21 protein-coding genes and 1 tRNA gene are annotated in these 19,555 nt (G+C 65.1%); 7 read left to right on the forward strand and 15 right to left on the reverse strand.

The annotated features are described in order from the left end of the window. Positions 1 to 74 precede the first annotated feature (74 nt). Complete coding sequence (locus AC1DGP_RS21840) at positions 75 to 1,400, forward strand: MFS transporter (RefSeq protein ID WP_476832521.1); 1,326 nt, start codon at positions 75 to 77, stop codon at positions 1,398 to 1,400. Between the two features lie 101 nt (positions 1,401 to 1,501). Here the strand turns inward: AC1DGP_RS21840 and AC1DGP_RS21845 are convergent, their stop codons facing one another. The 12 genes from AC1DGP_RS21845 to proB form a co-directional block, all read right to left on the reverse strand. Then, positions 1,502 to 1,708, reverse strand: a complete 207-nt coding sequence (locus AC1DGP_RS21845; RefSeq protein ID WP_441492172.1) for a hypothetical protein — start codon at positions 1,706 to 1,708, stop codon at positions 1,502 to 1,504. Between the two features lie 571 nt (positions 1,709 to 2,279). Further along, positions 2,280 to 2,356: transfer RNA gene (locus AC1DGP_RS21850), tRNA-Arg, on the reverse strand. A gap of 142 nt (positions 2,357 to 2,498) precedes the next feature. Further along, the gene (hisE, locus tag AC1DGP_RS21855; protein ID WP_476770380.1) at positions 2,499 to 2,885 is read right to left on the reverse strand and encodes a phosphoribosyl-ATP diphosphatase; all 387 of its coding nucleotides are present in this window, start codon (positions 2,883 to 2,885) and stop codon (positions 2,499 to 2,501) included. A 142-nt stretch (positions 2,886 to 3,027) separates the two neighbouring features. After that, positions 3,028 to 3,534: an RNA pyrophosphohydrolase gene (locus AC1DGP_RS21860; RefSeq protein ID WP_441492174.1), complete on the reverse strand. Its 507-nt coding sequence runs from the start codon at positions 3,532 to 3,534 to the stop codon at positions 3,028 to 3,030. Next, complete coding sequence (locus AC1DGP_RS21865; RefSeq protein ID WP_441505621.1) at positions 3,531 to 4,739, reverse strand: divergent polysaccharide deacetylase family protein; 1,209 nt, start codon at positions 4,737 to 4,739, stop codon at positions 3,531 to 3,533. The genes AC1DGP_RS21860 and AC1DGP_RS21865 overlap by 4 nt, the downstream gene beginning before the upstream one ends. Positions 4,740 to 4,864: 125 nt before the next feature. Then, positions 4,865 to 6,199: a S41 family peptidase gene (locus tag AC1DGP_RS21870; protein ID WP_441492176.1), complete on the reverse strand. Its 1,335-nt coding sequence runs from the start codon at positions 6,197 to 6,199 to the stop codon at positions 4,865 to 4,867. Further along, entirely contained in the window at positions 6,199 to 7,569 is a 1,371-nt protein-coding gene (locus AC1DGP_RS21875; protein ID WP_476832522.1) for a murein hydrolase activator EnvC family protein, read from the reverse strand. Before AC1DGP_RS21875 ends, AC1DGP_RS21870 begins: the two co-directional genes overlap by 1 nt. Beyond that, a complete protein-coding gene (gene rlmH, locus AC1DGP_RS21880) occupies positions 7,566 to 8,045 on the reverse strand; it encodes a 23S rRNA (pseudouridine(1915)-N(3))-methyltransferase RlmH (protein WP_441505623.1) in 480 nt (159 codons plus the stop codon). Before rlmH ends, AC1DGP_RS21875 begins: the two co-directional genes overlap by 4 nt. Before the next feature lie 12 nt (positions 8,046 to 8,057). Next, complete coding sequence (gene rsfS, locus AC1DGP_RS21885) at positions 8,058 to 8,387, reverse strand: ribosome silencing factor (protein WP_441477524.1); 330 nt, start codon at positions 8,385 to 8,387, stop codon at positions 8,058 to 8,060. A 150-nt stretch (positions 8,388 to 8,537) separates the two neighbouring features. Then, positions 8,538 to 9,149 (reverse strand): nicotinate-nucleotide adenylyltransferase, encoded by a 612-nt coding sequence (locus AC1DGP_RS21890; protein ID WP_441492179.1) that lies wholly within the window; start codon positions 9,147 to 9,149, stop codon positions 8,538 to 8,540. Next, the gene (locus AC1DGP_RS21895) at positions 9,146 to 10,387 is read right to left on the reverse strand and encodes a glutamate-5-semialdehyde dehydrogenase (protein ID WP_441505809.1); all 1,242 of its coding nucleotides are present in this window, start codon (positions 10,385 to 10,387) and stop codon (positions 9,146 to 9,148) included. The genes AC1DGP_RS21890 and AC1DGP_RS21895 overlap by 4 nt, the downstream gene beginning before the upstream one ends. A gap of 100 nt (positions 10,388 to 10,487) precedes the next feature. Then, positions 10,488 to 11,612: a glutamate 5-kinase gene (gene proB, locus AC1DGP_RS21900; protein WP_441505624.1), complete on the reverse strand. Its 1,125-nt coding sequence runs from the start codon at positions 11,610 to 11,612 to the stop codon at positions 10,488 to 10,490. A 353-nt stretch (positions 11,613 to 11,965) separates the two neighbouring features. Here proB and rpsU point away from each other — a divergent pair, with 353 nt between their 5' ends. The 6 genes from rpsU to AC1DGP_RS21930 all read left to right on the forward strand — a co-directional run bounded on the left by rpsU (position 11,966) and on the right by AC1DGP_RS21930 (position 17,180). Then, positions 11,966 to 12,229, forward strand: a complete 264-nt coding sequence (gene rpsU / locus AC1DGP_RS21905) for a 30S ribosomal protein S21 (RefSeq protein ID WP_069882405.1) — start codon at positions 11,966 to 11,968, stop codon at positions 12,227 to 12,229. An 83-nt stretch (positions 12,230 to 12,312) separates the two neighbouring features. Next, positions 12,313 to 12,690 (forward strand): DUF6481 family protein, encoded by a 378-nt coding sequence (locus AC1DGP_RS21910; protein ID WP_441477526.1) that lies wholly within the window; start codon positions 12,313 to 12,315, stop codon positions 12,688 to 12,690. 483 nt (positions 12,691 to 13,173) lie between these two features. Continuing rightward, on the forward strand, positions 13,174 to 14,289 hold the full coding sequence (locus tag AC1DGP_RS21915) for a TRAP transporter substrate-binding protein (protein ID WP_441492180.1): 1,116 nt from the start codon (positions 13,174 to 13,176) through the stop codon (positions 14,287 to 14,289). A 90-nt stretch (positions 14,290 to 14,379) separates the two neighbouring features. Continuing rightward, on the forward strand, positions 14,380 to 14,955 hold the full coding sequence (locus tag AC1DGP_RS21920; protein WP_441492181.1) for a TRAP transporter small permease subunit: 576 nt from the start codon (positions 14,380 to 14,382) through the stop codon (positions 14,953 to 14,955). Continuing rightward, positions 14,955 to 16,283 (forward strand): TRAP transporter large permease, encoded by a 1,329-nt coding sequence (locus AC1DGP_RS21925; RefSeq protein ID WP_441492182.1) that lies wholly within the window; start codon positions 14,955 to 14,957, stop codon positions 16,281 to 16,283. Before AC1DGP_RS21920 ends, AC1DGP_RS21925 begins: the two co-directional genes overlap by 1 nt. Positions 16,284 to 16,430: 147 nt before the next feature. After that, the gene (locus AC1DGP_RS21930; protein ID WP_441492183.1) at positions 16,431 to 17,180 is read left to right on the forward strand and encodes a GntR family transcriptional regulator; all 750 of its coding nucleotides are present in this window, start codon (positions 16,431 to 16,433) and stop codon (positions 17,178 to 17,180) included. Between the two features lie 9 nt (positions 17,181 to 17,189). Here the strand turns inward: AC1DGP_RS21930 and AC1DGP_RS21935 are convergent, their stop codons facing one another. The 3 genes from AC1DGP_RS21935 to AC1DGP_RS21945 form a co-directional block, all read right to left on the reverse strand. Beyond that, positions 17,190 to 17,969: an enoyl-CoA hydratase/isomerase family protein gene (locus AC1DGP_RS21935; RefSeq protein ID WP_476832523.1), complete on the reverse strand. Its 780-nt coding sequence runs from the start codon at positions 17,967 to 17,969 to the stop codon at positions 17,190 to 17,192. Positions 17,970 to 17,984: 15 nt separating this feature from the next. Next, positions 17,985 to 19,178, reverse strand: a complete 1,194-nt coding sequence (locus tag AC1DGP_RS21940) for a CaiB/BaiF CoA transferase family protein (RefSeq protein WP_441505626.1) — start codon at positions 19,176 to 19,178, stop codon at positions 17,985 to 17,987. A gap of 184 nt (positions 19,179 to 19,362) precedes the next feature. Beyond that, entirely contained in the window at positions 19,363 to 19,554 is a 192-nt protein-coding gene (locus AC1DGP_RS21945; RefSeq protein ID WP_441492216.1) for a hypothetical protein, read from the reverse strand. Between the last annotated feature and the right edge of the window lies 1 nt (position 19,555).

Below are 19,555 nucleotides of genomic sequence, written 5' to 3' on the forward strand. Positions count from 1 at the left end.
CACCGTATCCATTTGCATGAGGTGCGGGCAAGCCCGTACGATCCGACCCGCCCGATAACGAGGGGTTCCCGGTCATGAGCGCTGAGGCAGCGAACCATACATCGGGCCACCTGACGGACGAGCACGGGCGCGACCATGTCTCGCCCGGCGAGATCGCGATCGGCGTGATCATCGGCCGGACTTCCGAATATTTCGACTTCTTCGTCTTCGGTCTCGGCTGCGTTCTGGTCTTTCCCGAGCTGGTGTTCCCCTTCGCCGACCGGCTGACCGCGACGCTCTATGCCTTCGCGATCTTCGCGCTGGCTTTCATAACCCGCCCGATCGGCACAGTGCTGTTCATGGCGATCGACCGTCGCCACGGCCGCGCGGCCAAGCTTACCGTTGCGCTCTTCCTCCTCGGTGGCGCGACGGCCGCCATCGCCTTCCTGCCCGGCTATGCCACGATCGGCATCTGGTCCGGCATCATTCTCGCGATCTTCCGGCTCCTGCAGGGCATCGCGCTCGGCGGAGCCTGGGATGGGCTCTCCTCCCTGCTCGCCCTCAACGCGCCCGCCGGCCGCCGCGGCTGGTACGCCATGCTGCCACAGCTCGGTGCTCCGCTTGGCTTCATCCTTGCCGCCGGGCTGTTCGCCTATTTCGAAGGCTCGCTGTCGCGGGAAGATTTCCTCGACTGGGGTTGGCGCTACCCCTTCTTCGTCGCGCTGACGATCAATGTCGTGGCGTTGTTCGCGCGGCTGCGGATGGTCGCAACCCACGAGTTCGCCCAGCTCATGGAAACCCGCGAGCTCATGCCCATGCCGGTCCTTGAACTGGTCAGGGCGCGCGGCAGCACCCTCATCCTCGGCGCCTTCGTGCCACTGGCGAGCTTCGCGCTGTTCCACCTCGTCACCATCTTCCCGGTGAGCTGGATCAACCTCTTCACCGAACGTTCGGTTTCGGAATTCCTGATGGTGCAGGCGGCCGGCGCCGTGGTTGGCTTCGGCGCGATCGTCACCTCCGGTTTGATCGCCGACCAGATCGGCCGCCGCAACACGCTCCTTGTCTCTGGCGGAATGATCGCGCTCTTCAGCCTGTCGAGCATCATCGCCCCCCTGCTCTTCGGCGACAGCCTGGCCGGGCAGACGATCTACGTGATCATCGGCTTTGGCCTGCTTGGGCTCTCCTACGGCCAGACTGCCGGCGCCGTGGCCTCGAGCTTMGGCACCCAGTACCGCTATACCGGCGCAGCGCTGACCTCGGATCTTGCCTGGCTGCTCGGCGCGGGCTTCGCGCCACTCGTGGCGCTGACCGTGTCCAGCCAATTCGGGCTCGCCTGGGTTGGCGTCTATCTGCTCTCGGGCGCGCTCTGCACGCTCGCGGCACTAGGGATCGATCGGCGGCTCGAGGGGCGTTACGGCTGAACCACCCGCAACCCGCAAGCGATGATATGCGTCCGCGCCGAGCCTGAGGCGGTGGAAGAGGCTGAAATGGTCCGAAGTCAGCGGCCGCTCAGCGCCTACGGCTAACGCGTCGCACGCCGTGTTGCGCGCACCACGGTGGGAGCCGTGACCGCCCCCGCAGCGCCCCCAACGACCGCACCGACCGGACCACCGACAAGTGCGCCCGTTCCCGCTCCGGCAGCGGCACCGCCGATCCTCTGCTGGGTCGTGTTGCAGGCGCTCGCCGCCAATGCGGTGAGTAGCAATAGCGTCATCACTGAAGCCTTCATCGCGCGTCCTCCTGGTTGCGCAACGTCCTTGAACGGCAGCTGTTCCCCTGCCGTGGACCGATCGGGTGGCAATCTCTTCGGCTTCGCCCCCAAAACGGATCGCAGCATCTGAGCAGTGACGGTGCCGCATCATGCTCAGTCCATTGCGCCCGGTCGTTCGTCGGATCTCACGCTGAGCCACGCCGCTTCGAATTGGCGCGCAGTCGCCAGCGCTTGGCAGCGGCGCTGCCTTGCGGTCGACAAGGAGCGGCAACAACCACCCTGCTCATGGGGAATGCTCAGCAGGCGATCGAGAGACTGGATGCACGACGATTCGGCCCAGCAGGCCCCGCGATAGGCGCGTGGGGTAAAATGGGCCATGATCGCGCGAACCGCGCCGAAATCATGGGACGACCGGGCACATGACCGACACGCGGCCGGATCGATCGCTGGCAGAACGACACGCGTTGGCGAAGATCGACCACCCCATGGCCTTCGGCCGAGTGCAGAGCGCTGAATCGTGCTTGAATGAAAGCTTACAAATGGCCCTGAAAACGAACCGTAAGCAGTGCTCCTGAGAAGGAGCCAAAAATGGCGCGCCCGAAAGGATTCGAACCTCTGACCCTCAGATTCGTAGTCTGATGCTCTATCCAGCTGAGCTACGGGCGCGTATCAGGTGGCTCGGCCGTGGCCGCGTCGATCTGATGTGGCGGGAATAACCGCAACGCTTCGGCTTGGCAACCCCCGTCTTCCCGGAAATCTGACATTCCCGGGGATGAGGGGGCAAGCGCGCCAAAAACGCGCGGGATGCTCAGTCTTCGCGCAAGCCACCCCCGCCAATTGCGGCAACCTCGGCGCTTTCCTGTCGCGCTTGCTTCGCGGCGCGATTCTTCGGCAATTTCTCGGCAATGCCATAGAGCTGTTCGCGCCGGTCCATCTCGCGCCAGACATCCGCGGGCGCGATACCGATCTCGCTCCAGAGCACGACGAGATTGTAGATCAGGTCGGCGCTCTCGAGGATCACCCGCTCGCGGTCGGCCTGGACCGCTTCCAGCCCGACCTCCACCGCCTCCTCGGCCAGCTTCTTGGCCATCTTCGGCAGCCCCTCGCCGATGAGCTTGGCGGTGCGCGAAAAGGCCGGGTCGCGCGTGCGCGCGGCAAGGACCGCAGTGTGAAGCTTGAAAACCGAATCAACCATATCGCGAGCCTCACCCCCTCATGTGAGCATTTCGTGACAGGGAGCATCAGGCAGCACGCAGCGCGAATCACTCCCCAGGAAATGGTAGAGCAAATCGCAGGGCGCGAAATGTTTGTTTCACGCCGAGACGAACTTGGAATGATCAGTCCGCAGCGAAGGGAGCGAAGGACCGGACCACGTCGCGATAGACGGCCTGCTTGAACGGAATGATCAGATCGGGCGTCTCTTCCAGCCGTGCCCAGCGCCAGGCCTCGAACTCTGCCTTGTGACCTCCTGCCGGGTGCAGGATATCGATCTCGCTGTCGGGACCGTCGAGGCGGAAGGCGAACCATTTCTGGGCCTGGCCGCGCCAGCGACCCTTCCAGGCCTGTTGGCCGATATCCACGGGAAGATCATAGCTCAGCCAGACGGGCACCTCCGCCAGCAGCGAGACGGAGGTGACATTGGTTTCCTCCTGCAGCTCACGCAGCGCCGCCTGATAGGGCGTCTCGCCGGGATCGATGCCACCTTGCGGCATCTGCCAGGCGAAGCCCGGCGCAACATGCTCGCGCTTGGTCTTGTCCGCCCGGCGCCCGACGAAGACGAGCCCGTCGCGGTTGAACAAGGCCAGCCCGACGCAGGGGCGATAGCCGGGAGGCGGCTCGGTCATTTCAGGGACCCTGTTGTGGAGGGATTGCGCAGTCCGCGGGCTGCGCTGACCGGCACGATGACGAGGCCCTTGGCCTCCAGAGATTTGGCCCAGCGGGCAATGCGCTCGATCGAGACCGGCAGCGCGCTCGCCGCGCCGATCGCCACACCCTGTTCGCGCGCCTGAGTCTCAAGCCGCTGCAGCTGCTGGTCGATCGCATCGGCGCGGGTGACCGTATCGATCACCCTGTCGACCTTGAGTGCCGGAATCTGCGCCCGCGCTGCCGCGCTCGCGAGCTGGCTGCGCGAGGACGAGCCGTCGTCGACGACCATCAGCCCGCGACCGGCGATCTCGCGCAGGACCGGCGACAGGGCGTTCTCATCCGCCGTCAGCCGGCCACCGAGGAAATTGACGATGCCGACATAGCCGGTGAAGCGACCCAGCACCCAATGCAGCCGATCGAGATTCTCCGCGGCCTTGGGGCCCGAGAGCAGGGTATGCGGCCCGGGATCGTTGTCGGGATAGTCGAACGGTTCCATCGGCACCTGCAGGAAGACCTCATGGCCGTCGCCACGAGCCCGCTGCACGACGCGCTCCAGCTCGACTCCATAAGGCGCGAAGGCCAGCGAAACCGCGCCAGGCAGCTGCGTGATCGCATCTGCCGTACCATTCTGGCTGATGCCCAGCCCGCCGACGAGAAGCGCAATGCGGCCCGCCGGCTTGGTCTCAGGCGCCGGACCTAACGGGCGGGCATAGACCTGCATCGGTGTCGCGCCGTCCGGCGCCACCTTCGGCAGAAGGCCGAACCGGCTGCGTTCGACCAGCCGGCTGTCGGGAGCCGGCGCGAGCTTGACCTCGCCGCTATCGGGAATCGTGATGACGATCGCACCGGGGGCCTCTGCCCCGGGGCGCACGACGGTCACCCCTGATTCGATTTCAAGCTGGCGCGCTGTGGATTGGGAGCGCGGATCTGTGACATTCGGTTCGGCGGCAGGTGCGGCCGCGATTTCCCTTGAAGGCTGCCTGATCTCGATCGCGGCAGTCGCCATCGGCTCGCCACCGTCGGGATCGCGCCGGAACAGCAGGATGGCAATCACCGCAAGTGCCGCGCAGCCCATCGCCCCGCTCAGGGCAAGCGACAGCCAGCGCGCCCACGGTTTGCCGTGGCGCACCGGGCGACCCTGCCCCAAGGGCCGATCGAGCTCGGTAAGCGGCGTTCCGGCCAAGGGCAGCCGTCCTCAGCTGTTCGAATCGGACCCGAATCAGCGGCCCGCACGCCTAGTCTTGGCGCGTGCGGGGCCAGCAGTCGAGAGCGCCGGAGAACGGCGCTCTCCTCCCAGTCGGATGGAGATCAGTTCGGCTTGGCGGGCTCTGGGGTCGGAACCGGGCCGGCGACGTCCTTCTTGACACCCCGCAACAGATTCAGCGCGGCAAGAAGCTGCGTATCCTTGGCCGGGTCATTCGGCACATAGGAAGCCGAACCCGACTGCTCATCCTTGCCGTCGCCCGACTTGAGATGGCCCTTCAGGGATGCCTCGCCCTTGTTGTCCGTCAGCTTGTCCTTGAGCTCTGGCGGAATTTCCTGGACGACCTCGATATCCGGCGTGATGCCCTTGGCCTGGATCGAATTGCCCGATGGCGTGTAGTAGCGCGCCGTGGTCAGGCGCAGGCCGCCATTCGAGCCGAGCGGGATCACGGTCTGCACCGAGCCCTTGCCGAACGAGCGCGTGCCCATCACGGTTGCGCGCTTGTGATCCTGCAGGGCGCCGGCAACGATCTCGGCCGCCGAGGCCGAAGAGCCGTTGATCAGAACCACGACCGGCTTGCCCTTGGTCAGGTCGCCCGACTTGGCGTTGAAGACCTGGGTCTCCTCGGCATTGCGACCGCGCGTCGAGACGATCTTGCCGCGCTCCAGGAACGCGTCCGACACCAGCACCGACTGGTCGAGCCTGCCACCGCGATTATTGCGCAGATCGATCACATAGCCCTTGATCTTGTCGACACCGATCTCGGCATTGACCTTGTCGAGCGCCTTGCGCAGGCCCTCATAGGTCTGCTCGCTGAAAGTGCCGATGCGGATATAGCCGACATCGCCCTCAACCCGCTCCTCGACCGCCGGGACGACGATGGTGGAACGCGTCAGGGTGAACTCCAGCGGATCCGGCTTGCCCGGGCGCTCGATCTTGAGCTTGACCTGCGTGTTGATGATGCCGCGCATCTTCTCCACGGCCTGGGTCAGGCTCAGGCCTTTCACCTGGTCACCATCGATCTCCCTGATGATGTCGTTGGCGAGGATGCCGGCCTTGGAGGCGGGCGTGTCGCGAATCGGCTTGGCGACCTTGAGGACGCCGTCCTCCATCGTGACCTCTATGCCGAGGCCGCCGAACTGGCCGCGCATGTCCGTGTCCATGTCACGGAAGCTCTTGGCGTCGAGATAGGCCGAATGCGGATCGAGCGAGGAGACCATGCCGTTGATCGCGGCCTCGATCAGCTTCTGCTCGTCGGGCTTCTCGACATAGTCGGTGCGAATCTTCTCGAAGATGTCACCGAACAGGTTGAGGCTACGATAGACCTCGGCCGAGGCCGCGACCGCGCTGGTCGAGGACAGCAGGTGGGTCTGCGTCGCCAGACTGGTAAGGCCCGCGCCAACGATTGCGCCGGCGAGAACGAGGGAGACCTTGCGCATCATCCGCGAACCTTTTCGCTTTGCGATTTCGTCCACCACGGTGCCGGGTCGATCGAAACGCCGTCTTTTCTGAACTCAATATAGAGAACCGGTTCCCCAGTCCCCGAACCTACGATCGTCGCGGCAGCTTCCGACGTTTGACCCATCATCGCAACCGGTTCCCCGGCAAGGACGAATTGGTTCAGCGACACGTCGATCCGCTGCATGCCGGCCAAGAGCAAATAGTACCCCCCACCCGCGTTCAGGATCAAGAGTTGCCCGAAGGAGCGGAACGGCCCAGCGTAAACAACCCAAGCGTCGGAAGGCGCCGAAACTAGGGCATTAGGGCGGGTTGTCAGTGAAATTCCGCGCGTCGTGCCGCCAACGCCGTCATTGTCACCAAAACCACGCAATTGTGATCCGGCAGCGGGCAGCGGCAGCATGCCGCGAGCTTCCGCGAAAGCGATCTTCGGCGCAAGCCGGGCGGGGTCCTTGAAAGCGAGCGCCGCCATGCGTTGCCGCTGCTCGCGGGTCTCGGCCTCCAGAGCCTGGCGCGCCGCTTCCGCGGCGMGATTCGCGACGGAGATTTCCTTCTCGATGCGCTCGACGAAATCGCGCAGACCCTTCGCCTGCGCCGCAAGCTCTCCGCTCATCCCGCGCTGCGCCTCGATATCCTTGGCGGCGCTGGCCTCGCGCTCGCGCCTGGCGTCGATCAGCGAAGCAAGGCGCTGGCGCTCGCCCGCGAGCGTTTCCAGCTCACCGGTCATCGCCTTGCGCTCTTCCGCGATCCCGCCGCGCAACCGCACCAACTCGCCGAGATCTGTGCTGAGGATCTCGATCTCCTGGCGCAGATCGGGCACCACAGCGCCGAGCAGCATCGAGGCGCGCACCGCCTCCAGGATATCCTCCGGCCGCACCAGAACGGCCGGCGGCGGCCGGCGGCCGATCCGCTGGAGCGCGGCCAGGACTTCGCCGATCAAGCCGCGGCGGCCCTCGAGGGAACGCCGGATCGCGGTTTCGCTGGTCTGCAGAAGCGCCAGCCGCTCCTCGATCGCGCCAATACGACGTTCGACCCCCTGGGTACGGGTCGTCGTCTCGAGCAGCGCCTTGTTGAGACCGGCCCGATCGGCCCGGATCGTGGCGATCTCAGCCTCCAGCTTGGCTCGCGCCTCGGCATTGCCGGCCAGCCGTTCCTCGATCGCCTTCAACTCGGCTTCGCGGGCCTGTTTCTCCACCTGTTTCTGCGCGATTTCGGGCGCCACGCGATCCGGATCGGGCCCCGGCTCCTGAGCGTTGACCGCCAGATGACCGAGACCGAGCGCGAGCCATAGCAAAGCGGCGCTGCCGAGGCGGCGCGAACTGGCTCGAATCACTGATGCGGCGGACGTCATGCGCGATGATAGGGATGTCCGGCGATAATCGTCATGGCCCTGTAGAGCTGCTCCAACGCAAGCACGCGCACGAGCTGATGCGGCAATGTCAGGGCCCCGAAGGCCAGCGTCAGATCAGCACGATCCCGAATGGTCTCATCCAGCCCGTCCGCACCGCCGATCACGAGGCTCGCGGTGCCCGTACCGGCGTCTCGCGAGGCCGCGATCCTGCCGGCGAAGGCATCGCTCGTCAGGCTCCTGCCACGCTCGTCAAGTGCAATCAGCAGCCCCGGCGAGAGCTTTGAAAGGATCGCGGCAGCCTCATCGCGCTTGCGCTCTTCAGGCCGCCGCGCCCGGCTTTCAGGCAGCTCCGTGACATCGGGCCCAGTCAGACCAAGGCTGCGCCCGAGACCATGGCTACGTTCGCGGTAGCGCTCGCAGAGGTCCCGTTCCGGCCCGTCCTTGAGCCGGCCGACGGTGATGATGGCGAGCCGCACCGGAAATCAGGATCAGCCGACGAGCCGCTCATTCGGGCGGTCGGCGCCCCACATCTTTTCCAGATTGTAGAACTGGCGCACTTCCGGCCGGAAGACATGGACGATGAGATCGCCCGTATCGATCAGCACCCAGTCGCAGGCAGGCATGCCCTCGACCTTCGGCGTCGGCAGTCCCGTCTTCTTGAAGGCCTCGACGAGGCTGTCGGCAATCGAGGCGACATGGCGGTTCACGCGCCCTGACGCGATGATCATCGCGTCAGCCAGCGAAGTCTTGCCAACCAGATCGATAACGGTGATGTCCTCGGCCTTCATATCTTCGAGAACATGGATTGCGAGGGCCACGCTGTCGGCGGACGGGTTTCCGGGGACAGCAGCCTGGGGAAGCGGCTTCGGCTCGGCTTCACCAAGGGTTTGACGGTTCAGTTCCGTATCCTCACATGACGACGCGCTCTCAGCGCGACGATCCTAAATTAAGCGATATGAGGTCGAAATTCAATCGCGACCAGCCAACTGGCGCAAATAGGTCGAGGACAGCTCGGAGCGCCGGCCATGCAGGAACACCCAGGCGGGGGGCTCCAGCAGCGGCAGGGCGGCAGCGGCATTCTCGGAAACCCGCCAGCGCGACAGCCAGTTGGCGGCCGGCGAAGCCACCGCGCGATGCGTCGATCCCGGGCGGTCGATCACGGCGATGGGCATCATCCGGGCAATGGCTCGCCACTCGTTCCAGCGGTGGAAACCCGCAAGATTGTCGGACCCCATGATCCAGACGAAGCGGACGCCAGGGCAGCGCAATTTGAGGGCGCGCAGGGTATCGGCGGTATAGCGGGTGCGCAGGCTCGCCTCGACCCCGGTGACATGGATGCGGGCGTGATCGGCAAGCTCTTGCGCCGTCGCAATGCGTTCGCCGAGCGATGGCAGGGCCGCATTGTCCTTGAGCGGATTGCCCGGGGTGACCAGCCACCAGACGCGGTCGAGCTGCAGCCGACGCAGCGCCGTCAGGCTCGCCATGCGGTGACCGTCATGTGCCGGGTTGAAGCTCCCGCCGAACAAGCCGATCCGAAGGCCCGGTGCATGGGGCGGCAGGCGCAGATCCTCTGCCCTCACGGCCGGATCTGGCCGCTGCCATGAACCCGGTATTTGAAGGAGCAGAGCTGCTCGACACCGACCGGCCCGCGCGCATGCATACGCCCCGTCGCGATGCCGATCTCGGCGCCGAAGCCGAACTCGCCGCCATCGGCAAACTGGGTCGAGGCATTATGGACGACGATGGCTGAATCGACCTCGGCCAGGAAGCGCTGCGCCGCCGCCTCGTCGGCAGTCACGATTGCATCTGTATGGTGCGAACCGTAGCGCTCGATATGCGCGATCGCCGCATCAAGCCCGTCGACCACCTTCACCGCAATGATCCGGTCCAGATATTCGGTTGCCCAGTCCGCCTCGGTTGCAGGCGTCACCTGCGGATTGGCCGCCTGTGCGGCGACATCGCCACGAACCGCGCAACCGGCCTCGACCAGCATCCTGAGGAGCGGCTGCAAATGGGTTGCAGCACAGGCGGCATCGACCAGTAGGCTCTCGGCCGCGCCGCAGACGCCGGTACGGCGCAGCTTTGCGTTCAGCACGATCGCCTTGGCCATGTCGAGATCGGCGGCTCCATGGATATAGACATGACAGTTGCCGTCGAGATGCGCGAAGACCGGCACACGCGCATCGCTCTGGACACGGGCGACCAGGCTCTTGCCGCCGCGCGGCACGACGACATCGACGGCACCGCCGAGCCCCGCCAGAATCTCGCCAACCGCTGCGCGGTCACGTGTCGGCACCAGCTGGATCGCGTCGCCCGGCAACCCTGCAGTTTCCAGTCCCTGGCGGAGCGCTGCAGCAATCTCGGTCGAGGTGCGGAAACTATCCGAGCCGGCGCGCAGGATCGCGGCATTGCCGCTCTTCAGGCAAAGCGCGCCGGCATCGGCGGTGACATTCGGGCGGCTTTCGAAGATCACCGCGATCACGCCAAGCGGTGTCGCCACGCGCTCGAAGGCAAGGCCATTGGGCTGGGTCCATTTGGCGAGCACGCGACCGACGGGGTCGGGCAACAGGGCGATGCCCGCCACCGCTTCGGCAACCGCCGCCAACCGGGCCTCGTCCAGCATCAGACGGTCGATGAAGGCGGCGTTCTGGCCGGCGCCGCGCGCCTCATCGAGGTCTCGCGCATTGGCGGCGAGGATCGCCGGCGCACGCTCGCGCAGGGCCTCGGCCATCGCCATCAGCGCCGCGTTGCGCTGCTCAGCCGACGCAAGCGCGACCAGCCGCGCAGCAGCGCGGGCCTGCCGGCCTAGCCCATGCATGACCGTGCCGATTTCCTCTTGGCCATCGCTTGCAGAAACCACGCGCAGCGCGCCTTCGCCAGTCATCGTCAACTCACCCGTTTCCTTGAGCCCGGCGACCTTAGCCGACACCGAGCGCCATGTCGTCACGGTGGATCATCTCGGCGCGCCCGGGATAGCCGAGGATCGCCTCGATATCGCGCGAGGCCTTGCCGAGCACGAGCCCCGCCTCCCCCGCATCATAGGCCACCAGCCCCCGTCCGAGCACCCGCCCATCCGGATCACGGATGAGCACGGCATCGCCACGCGCGAATTCACCCTCGATCCGGCTGACGCCGACAGGCAGCAGGCTCGCTCCACCGCGCAAGGCACGAGCGGCCCCTGCATCGACATACAGGGTGCCGCGCGGCTCGAGCGAGCCAGCAATCCAGGTCTTGCGCGCCGTCGCAGGCGTCGAAGCCGAGAGAAACCAGGTGCAGCGCCCGCCAGCCACGATCGCACTGAGCGGGTTCTTCGTCCGCCCATCGGCGATCAGCATATGAGTGCCGCCCGCCGCCGCGATCTTGCCCGCCTCGATCTTGGTGCGCATCCCGCCGCGGGAGAGTTCGGACGCTGCTCCGCCCGCCATGGCCTCGATCTCCGGCGTGATCAGCTCGACCAGCGGGATATGGCGCGCAGCCGGGTCCCGCGCCGGCGGCGCCGTGTAGAGCCCATCGATATCGGAGAACAGCACCAGCAGGTCGGCGCCCGCCATGGTCGCGACACGCGCGGCGAGGCGGTCATTGTCGCCATAGCGGATTTCGGTCGTCGCGACCGTATCATTCTCGTTGATCACCGGAATCGCGCGCAGATCGAGCAGGCGGCCAAGCGTGGCGCGCGCATTGAGATAGCGGCGGCGCTCTTCGGTATCCGCCAGCGTCAGCAGGATCTGTCCGGCGGTCAGCCCGTGATGTCCCAGCGCCTCGGACCATGTCCGCGCCAGCGCGATCTGCCCGACGGCCGCAGCCGCCTGGCTTTCTTCCAGTCGCAGCGGACCGCTCGGAAGTCTGAGCACGGTCCGGCCGAGCGCAATTGCCCCCGACGAGACGACAAGCACATCGGCGCCGCGCAAGTGCAGTTCGGCGAGATCCTCAGCGAGCGCGGCGAGCCAGGCCTGGCGCAGCCGGCCGCGCTCGCGGTCGACCAGCAGGGCCGAACCGACCTTGACCACGATGCGGCGGAACTGACTCAGCGACGGCGTGTTCACGGAGAAGACCAGGATCGAGTAACGGAAGCGAGGATTGCCTGTTGGCGAAAACCCGACACTTGTAAAGCGCGCCGCCGCCCGTTCGGCTATGCATGCCCATGCAAAAGCATGCCTGAACCCCGGCAATTGCATTGACATTCACTGTTCGAGAGGCCATATGGCGGCCGTCGATATTCGGCCGAACGCCGCGGTCCTGCGCATGTCAATGTGCCCGCCGACGACCTTCCCCGCTCAGATCGAACAACCGGCGCGCGGCCTTCTGGTGCGCTTCAACATGACGCTGCGAAGATTTCGCTGGATCTCGGGCCCGGGTTCAGCGCGATGTTTTCGCATTTCGAATGAAGGAAACCAGGATGCAGGTTCTCGTCCGCGACAATAACGTCGACCAGGCGCTGCGAGTGCTTAAGAAGAAATTGCAGCGCGAAGGCGTTTTTCGTGAGATGAAGCGCCGCTCAGCTTATGAGAAGCCATCCGAGCAGCGCGCCCGCGAAAAGGCCGATGCCGTTCGCCGTGCCCGCAAGGCCGCTCGCAAGCAGGCTCAGCGCGAAGGTCTCATCGCCGCGCCGAAGCCCAAGGCGAAGCCGACCCGCGCCGCAGGCGCAGCGCCTGCGCGCTGATTACAATACACATCCGGCCAGTTCTGGATTATTGCCCCCGCGGGCTCGCGAGTTAGAGCCCGTTCAACCCAAGAAGGTAGACCTTGAAGAACCCGAACGACCGCAGCTTCACTGATCGTCAGTCCAACTCCGCCAATGCCAAGAAGGCGCTGCTAGAGCGTTTCCAGGCACGGCCGAAGGCCGATGACCCGATCATGCAGCAGCGCCGCGCGGAGCGCCAGGCCATTGCCGATGCACGCGCTGTCCGCGACGCCGAAAAGGCCGCTGCCCGCGTCGAGGCTGAGCGCCTCGCGGCGATCGAACGCGCCGCCCAGGAGGAAGCCGAGCGTCAGGCCGAACTGGTGCGTGAGGCCGCCCGCAAGGCCGAACAGGCCAAGCGCGATGCCGAGCGCCCCCGCAAGGTTCTGCTCGAGGCCGTCCAGTACATGCAGATGCGCGCTGCCGGCAAAGGCCGCCGCTGAGCGACGCTCCGCCTTCCGGGGTCGAAAGACCTCGATCCCAAGACGACGATACGGGAATGAGCCGCGTGTAACGCGCGCCTCATTCTTTCTGTTTTCGCAATGCTCCTCCTTCGCAGCGACGAGCAATTGCACTTTGCCTCAAGGGCGCAAGCGCCCTCTTCCCGTCGCGCCCAGGCTCTTTCCTGGCCCTGCGCCACGGAGGAAAACTCCGGAAATCCGGCGTTTATCGCCGATTTTCGGCCTTGCTCAGTCGACCTGACATCAGGCTCCGCTAACGCAACGGCACTCCCTTGCCTCTGAAGCGGCATAACCTCTCCCGTTCTTGTGCAGTCGCGAAGGCAATCACGATCGAACTTCTAAGACTTTAGTATTACGCCTATCGCTTGCCACGGCAACTGAATACAGCAACTCTGGGATATCGCGGCCAGCAGGCCGCAATAACGACACGCCAGATACATGGCGGCACACCCAGGGAGGGAATCCATGACTACGGAGACCGCTAAACCTCGTTCGAATCGTCGCAACTTCCTCAAGGTCGCAACACTTGCGGGCGCTGGCGCCATTGCCATGCCCCAGGTCAGCCGCGCCCAAACGGTGACGTGGAAGTTCCAGTCCACCTGGCCGACCAAGGACATCTTCCATGAATTCGCCGGCGACTTCGCCAAGCGGGTCAATGACATGTCCGGCGGCCGGCTGAAGCTGGACGTGCTCGCCGCGGGCGCAGTCGTCCCGGCCTTCCAGATGCAGGATGCGGTCGCGGCCGGCATTCTCGATGGCGGGCATGGCGTCTGCGCCTATTGGTACGGCAAGAACAAAGCCTTCTCGCTCTTTGGCACACCTCCGTCACTCGGCTGGGACGCAACCAGCTTCCTGGGATGGATGAATCATGGCGGCGGCTATGAGCTCTATAACGAGCTGGTCGGCCAGACCCTGAAGCTCAATCTCGTAGGCTTCCTCAGCGGGCCGATGCCCTGCCAGCCGCTTGGCTGGTTCAAGAAGGAGCTCAAGACCCCCGACGACTTCAAGGGCCTGAAATACCGCACAGTCGGCCTCGCGGCCGATTTGATGAAGGAGATGGGAGCCGCAGTCACGATTCTGGCCGGTGGCGAGATCGTGCCGGCGCTCGAACGCGGCGTCATCGACGGCGCCGAGTTCAACAATCCCTCCTCCGACTCGATCCTTGGTTTCCAGGACGTCGCCAAGGTCTACATGCTGCAAAGTTACCATCAGGCAGCCGAGAGCTTCGAGCTCATCTTCAACAAGACGAAATTCGATGCGCTCGCCCCCGAGCAGAAGGCGATCATCAAATATGCGGCGGAAGCAGCCTCCTCCGACATGATCTGGAAGGCGCTCGACCGCTATTCCAAGGATCTCGACATGTTGCGCTCCAAGGGCGTCAACGTCGTCCCGACCCCGGAGGTGATCCTCAAGGCCCAGCTCGTCGCCTGGGACAAGGTGCTCGACAAGCTTTCTGCCGAAAACGCCTTCTTCAAGAGGGTGGTCGAGTCGCAGAAGGCCTGGGTCAAGCGCACCGTCGCCTATGAACGCGTCAACACGCCTTCGCGCGAACTGGCCTTCACCCACTTCTTCAAGGCCTGAGCCTCTGCCCGCATCCGGACGCCCGCCACCCGCAACCGGCCTGGCGGGCGTTTGCGCCGACGAGCTCTGCAACGTGCCGTGGAGACCCTGATGGGCATCGTGCTCGCGATCGACAAGTTCAATACCGCCATCGGGAAACTCGCCGGCTGGACGATTCTGATCCTGACCCTGGCGATCAGCTACGAGGTCTTCTCGCGATACGTCCTGCGTGCACCCACCGAATGGGCTTTCGACGTCAGCTACATTCTCTATGGCACTCTGTTCATGCTGGCCGGCCCTTACGCGCTCGCACGCAATGCCCATGTGCGCGGCGATTTCCTCTATCGCCAATGGGCCCCGCGCACGCAGGCCGGGCTCGATCTGGCGCTGTATTTTCTGTTCTTCTTCCCCGGAGTCATCGCGCTGGCCTGGGCCGGATACAAGTTCGCCGCCTTCTCCTGGATGATCGGGGAGCATTCCTCGAACTCTCCCAACGGGCCGCCGCTCTATCACTTCAAGTCGCTGATCCCGATCGTCGGGGTCCTGATGTTCGTCCAGGGGCTCGCCGAGGTGGCGCGTTGCGTCATCTGCCTGCGCACGGGCGAATGGCCCCCTCGCCTGCATGATGTCGAGGAGACCGAGAAGCTCATCCTCGAGGAAGCCGCAACCCGCGAGGGATCGATTTGATGTTCGGACTGGGCAATCCCGAACTGGGCGTGGTCATGCTCGTCCTGTTCATCCTCTTCATCATGCTCGGCTTCCCCATCGCCTTCACGCTGATGGCACTCGGCGTCGGCTTCGGTTACTGGGCGATGGGCGACAATGTATTCGCGCTGGTCGTGCAGCGAGCCTATTCGGTCATGGCCAGCGACGTGCTGGTCTCGATCCCGCTCTTCATCTTCATGGGCTACATCATCGAGCGGGCGAACATCCTCGACAGGCTGTTCCACTCGATCCAGATCGCGCTCGGCAATGTTCCCGGCTCGCTGGCCATCGCGACGCTCGCGACCTGCGCGATCTTCGCGACCGCAACCGGCATCGTCGGGGCGGTGGTGACGCTGATGGGGCTGCTCGCCTTTCCCGCCATGCTGCGTGCCGGCTACGACGTGAAGCTCTCGGCCGGCGTCGTCTGCGCCGGCGGCTGCCTCGGCATCCTGATCCCGCCGAGCGTCATGCTGATCCTCTATGGCGCGACCGCGGGTGTCTCGGTCCCCAAGCTCTATGCGGGCGCGCTCTTCCCCGGGCTGCTGCTGGCCGGCCTCTACATGGTCTATGTCATCGTTCGCTGCACCCTTAACCCGGCGCTGGCGCCGAAACTGCCGAAGGAACAGACGGACGTTCCCTGGAGCAAGGTCCTCTGGGCGCTGATGACCAGCTTCTTCCCGCTGACCATCCTGATCATGTCCGTGCTCGGTGCGATCTTCTTCGGGCTCGCGACGCCGACCGAAGCGGCCGCGATCGGCTCGCTCGGCAGCCTGATTCTGGCCGCAGCCTATCGCTCGCTCTCGTTCGGCAAGGTCAGGGAATCGGTCATCCTGACGGCGCGCACCTCGGCGATGGTTTGCTGGCTCTTCGTCGGCTCCTATATCTTCTCGTCGATCTTCGCGATTCTCGGCGGGCACGAACCGATCAAGGATCTGGTCACGGCGTTGAACCTGTCGCCGACCATGTTCCTGATCGTCGCGCAGCTGATCATCTTCGTGCTCGGCTGGCCGCTGGAATGGACCGAGATCATCGTGATCTTCGTGCCGATCTTCCTGCCTCTGCTGCAGTTCTTCAATATCGACCCACTGTTCTTCGGCATCCTGATCGCGCTGAATATCCAGACCTCGTTCCTCTCCCCGCCTGTTGCCATGGCACCCTTCTATCTGAAGGGCATCGCGCCACCGCATGTGACCATCAACCAGATCTTCTCCGGCGTGATGCCCTATCTGCTGATCGTGCTGTTCGCGATGGTGCTGGTCTATGTCTTCCCCGGCATCGCGCTCTGGCTGCCGAAATATCTTTACGGCTGAACGCCGCCGAGCATCCTGCGAGCAGGACAGGAACCTGCCCGCCCTTGCGGCCCCGCTTGTTCGGGGCCGCTGCCTTGCCTACAGATCAGGGGCCCTGCGAGACGTGCTGGGACGGAGGGCGAGGTTCCGCCCGTGACCCGAGGCCTCATGACCACGACGCCGACGCCTGTTCCCGAGACCGGCAGCCCTCAGCCTGGTCGCAAGGGGCGACTGCATGGCGCGACGGTCGCGACGCTGCGCCGGATGATCATCACCGGCGAATTGCCGGCGGGACAGAAGCTGCGGGAGCAGGAGATCTGCGAACAGCTCGGCGTCTCGCGCACGCCCCTGCGGGAGGCCCTGCGCACATTGGCAGCACAGGGATTGGTGAGACTGACGCAGAATCGCGGCGCCGAAGTCGCTTCGCTGACCCTCGACGATATCCTGGGCCTCTACGAAGTCGTCAGCACCCTGGAAGCCCTGGCGGCGCGGCTCGCCTGCAAGAACATCTCGGACGAGACCGTCGCCGAGATCGGCATGCTGCATTACCGGATGATGCGGCACCAGGCGCGCGCCGAGCAGCTGGAGTATTTCGCGCTCAACCAGCAGATTCATCGGGCACTTGTCGAGGCGGCGCGCAACGCGGCCCTGCTCGAAGCCTGGGAGGGATTGTCCGCACGCATCGAGCGCGCGAAATACCTTCCGAACCTTCAGCCCACGCGCTGGAAGGCGGCGATGCAGGAGCACGATGCCATGCTCGCCGCCCTTGTCGCCCGCGATGGCGAGGGCCTGGCGCGGCTCATCCAGATCCATTTTGCCAATAGCCTCGCCGCCATCCTCGCCGCCGCCAACCCGGGCGGGGAGCATGCGGCCGAGACGCCAACGCGGCAGGGCGATGACGAGCATGAGACGCCCTGACGGGCAGCTCTATCGCCCCTGCCAGTTGGGCGCGCGCTTGGTCAGGAAGGCTTCCATGCCCTCGCGGAAGTCAGCGCTCATGTAGCACATCAGGACGAGGTCCTCGTCGTCGGCATGGCCGCGTGCAGCGGCGATCCGGCGCAAGCCTTCCTTGGTGGCGCGCATCGTCAGCGGCGCATGACCCGCGATGGTCTGCGCCAACTCTCCGACCCGCGCGAGCAGAGCCGCATGATCGGCCACCAGCTCGCCGTAGAGGCCGGCGCGGTGGCCTTCCTCCGCCTCGATCAACCGAGCCGTGAAGACCATGTCCTTGACCCGCGCGGGCCCAAGCAGCGAGGCGAGCCGGGCGAGGTTGTTCATCGACAGGCAGTTGCCGAGCGTGCGCGCGATCGGGAAGCCGAAGCGGGCCGACTGCGTCGCGACCCTGAGATCGCAGGCACAGGCGATGGCGGCTCCACCGCCGGTCACGGCGCCCGAGATCGCCGCGATTGTCGGAATCGGACAGCTCTCGATCGTGGTGATGATCTCCTCGATCCGCGTCTCGTAGTTGAGGGCGTCCTCTGGCTTGTTGAACGCACGAAACTGCGAGATGTCGGTGCCTGCAGCGAAGGCTTTGTCACCTGCCCCGGTCAGGACCAGCACCTTGGGTGAACCATGGCCCTCGATGTCGCCGCAGATCGCGGCGATGCGGTCATACATCCCGAAGGTCAGCGCGTTGCGGGCCTGCGGACGGTTGAGGGTGATGGTGCCGACCCCGTCCTTCAAATCGTAAAGAATCTCGTCGTTCATCAGCCCGCTGCTCCTTCAGATCGCCCCGGCCTCGCGCAACCGCGCGACCGCTCCTGAGCCATAGCCGAGTTCGGCCAGGATCTCGGCATTGTGCTCCCCTGCCTCCGGCGTCGGCGAGACGACGCCGGCGGGTGTCCGCGACAGGCCGACCGGCTCGCCCACCACCCTGAAATCCCCAAGGATCGGATGGCTGACCGGCTGTGCGATGCCGAGATGCTGCACCTGCGGGTCGTCGAACATCTCGTCGACGGCATAGATCGGTCCGGCCGGAACGGCATGGTCCTCGAAGGCCGCAAGCCAATGCGCCGAATCCCTCTGGGTCAGGATGCTCTCGATGATGACCCGCAGTTCCGGGCGCTTGTCGTAACGCTTTTCCATGCTGTCATAGACCGGGTTGTCGCCGAGTTGGGGATGACCGATCGCCTTGCAGAAGCAGCGCCAATGGCCCTCGGCGCCGACGCCGATATTGATATGGCCGTTCTTCGTCGCGTAGACGCCCATCGGCGTCGAATAGGGGTGATCGTTCCCGGCCTGCGGCGGCACCGTTCCCTCGACCAGGAAGCGCGCAGCCTGAAAATCCATCATCGCGATCTGGGCTTCGAGCAGGGAGGTCTGGACCCATTGGCCGAGCCCCGACGTCTCGCGCTCGGTGATCGCCACCAGCGCCCCAAGCGCGCCATAGAGGCCCGCAGCCGAGTCTGCGACGGCAATTCCGGCGCGCACCGGCCCCTGCCCCGGCAGGCCGGTGACCGACATCATTCCACCCATCCCCTGGGCGATCTGGTCAAAGCCGGCACGGGTCCGGTAGGGACCGCTCTGGCCGAATCCGGAGACCGAGACCAGGATCAGGCGCGGATTGAGCTTGTGCAGCGTTTCGAAATCGAGCCCGAGCCTGTCCTTCACGTCCGGGCGGAAATTCTCGATCAGCAGATCGGCACTCTCGATCAGCTTGAGCAGGATCGCTTTGCCCTCGGCAGTCTTCAGATTCAGCGTCAGCGAGCGCTTGTTGCGGTGCAGGTTCTGCATGTCATAGCCATGCCGCGCGCCGCTCATGTTCTCGTTCGGATCGAGCCCCGGCGGGCTTTCGACCTTGATCACGTCGGCACCGAAATCCGCAAAGACGCGTGCGCAGGTCGGCCCGGCCCGCACACGTGACAGATCGAGAACACGCAGTTTCGCAAGGGCGGAGGAAGGCGTCGGGCGGGGCATGGCTCGGCAGGCGTTGGCGACAAGGGCGCCGACTATGGGTGCACCCCGGCGGGGCGTCAACGCCCCTCGCATCTTGCATGCAAAATCATGCGGATGCAGGCCCCTTCAGCTAAGGCATTCGAAGACAGCCCCAAATAACCAGGAAATATGTATGCAAACGATAGTCGAAGCTTGAGCCACCGGATCACGTCCGCTTCGCCGCTCCTGTTCTCGTCGGGCTTTCCAAGGCAACAGGATCGCTGGCCGGAAAGGTCGCCCGAAGAGCATCGTTCAGTTCGGCGTCCTTGCCCTTCCCGCGTTGCGCCTTCCTTTGCTCCGCCTGCTCCTTGCGCAGGCTTTGCGTGGCCGGATTGGCCTTCTTGACCGCGCTCGCCATG

This window comes from Allobosea sp. 05T433 (assembly GCF_056396065.1).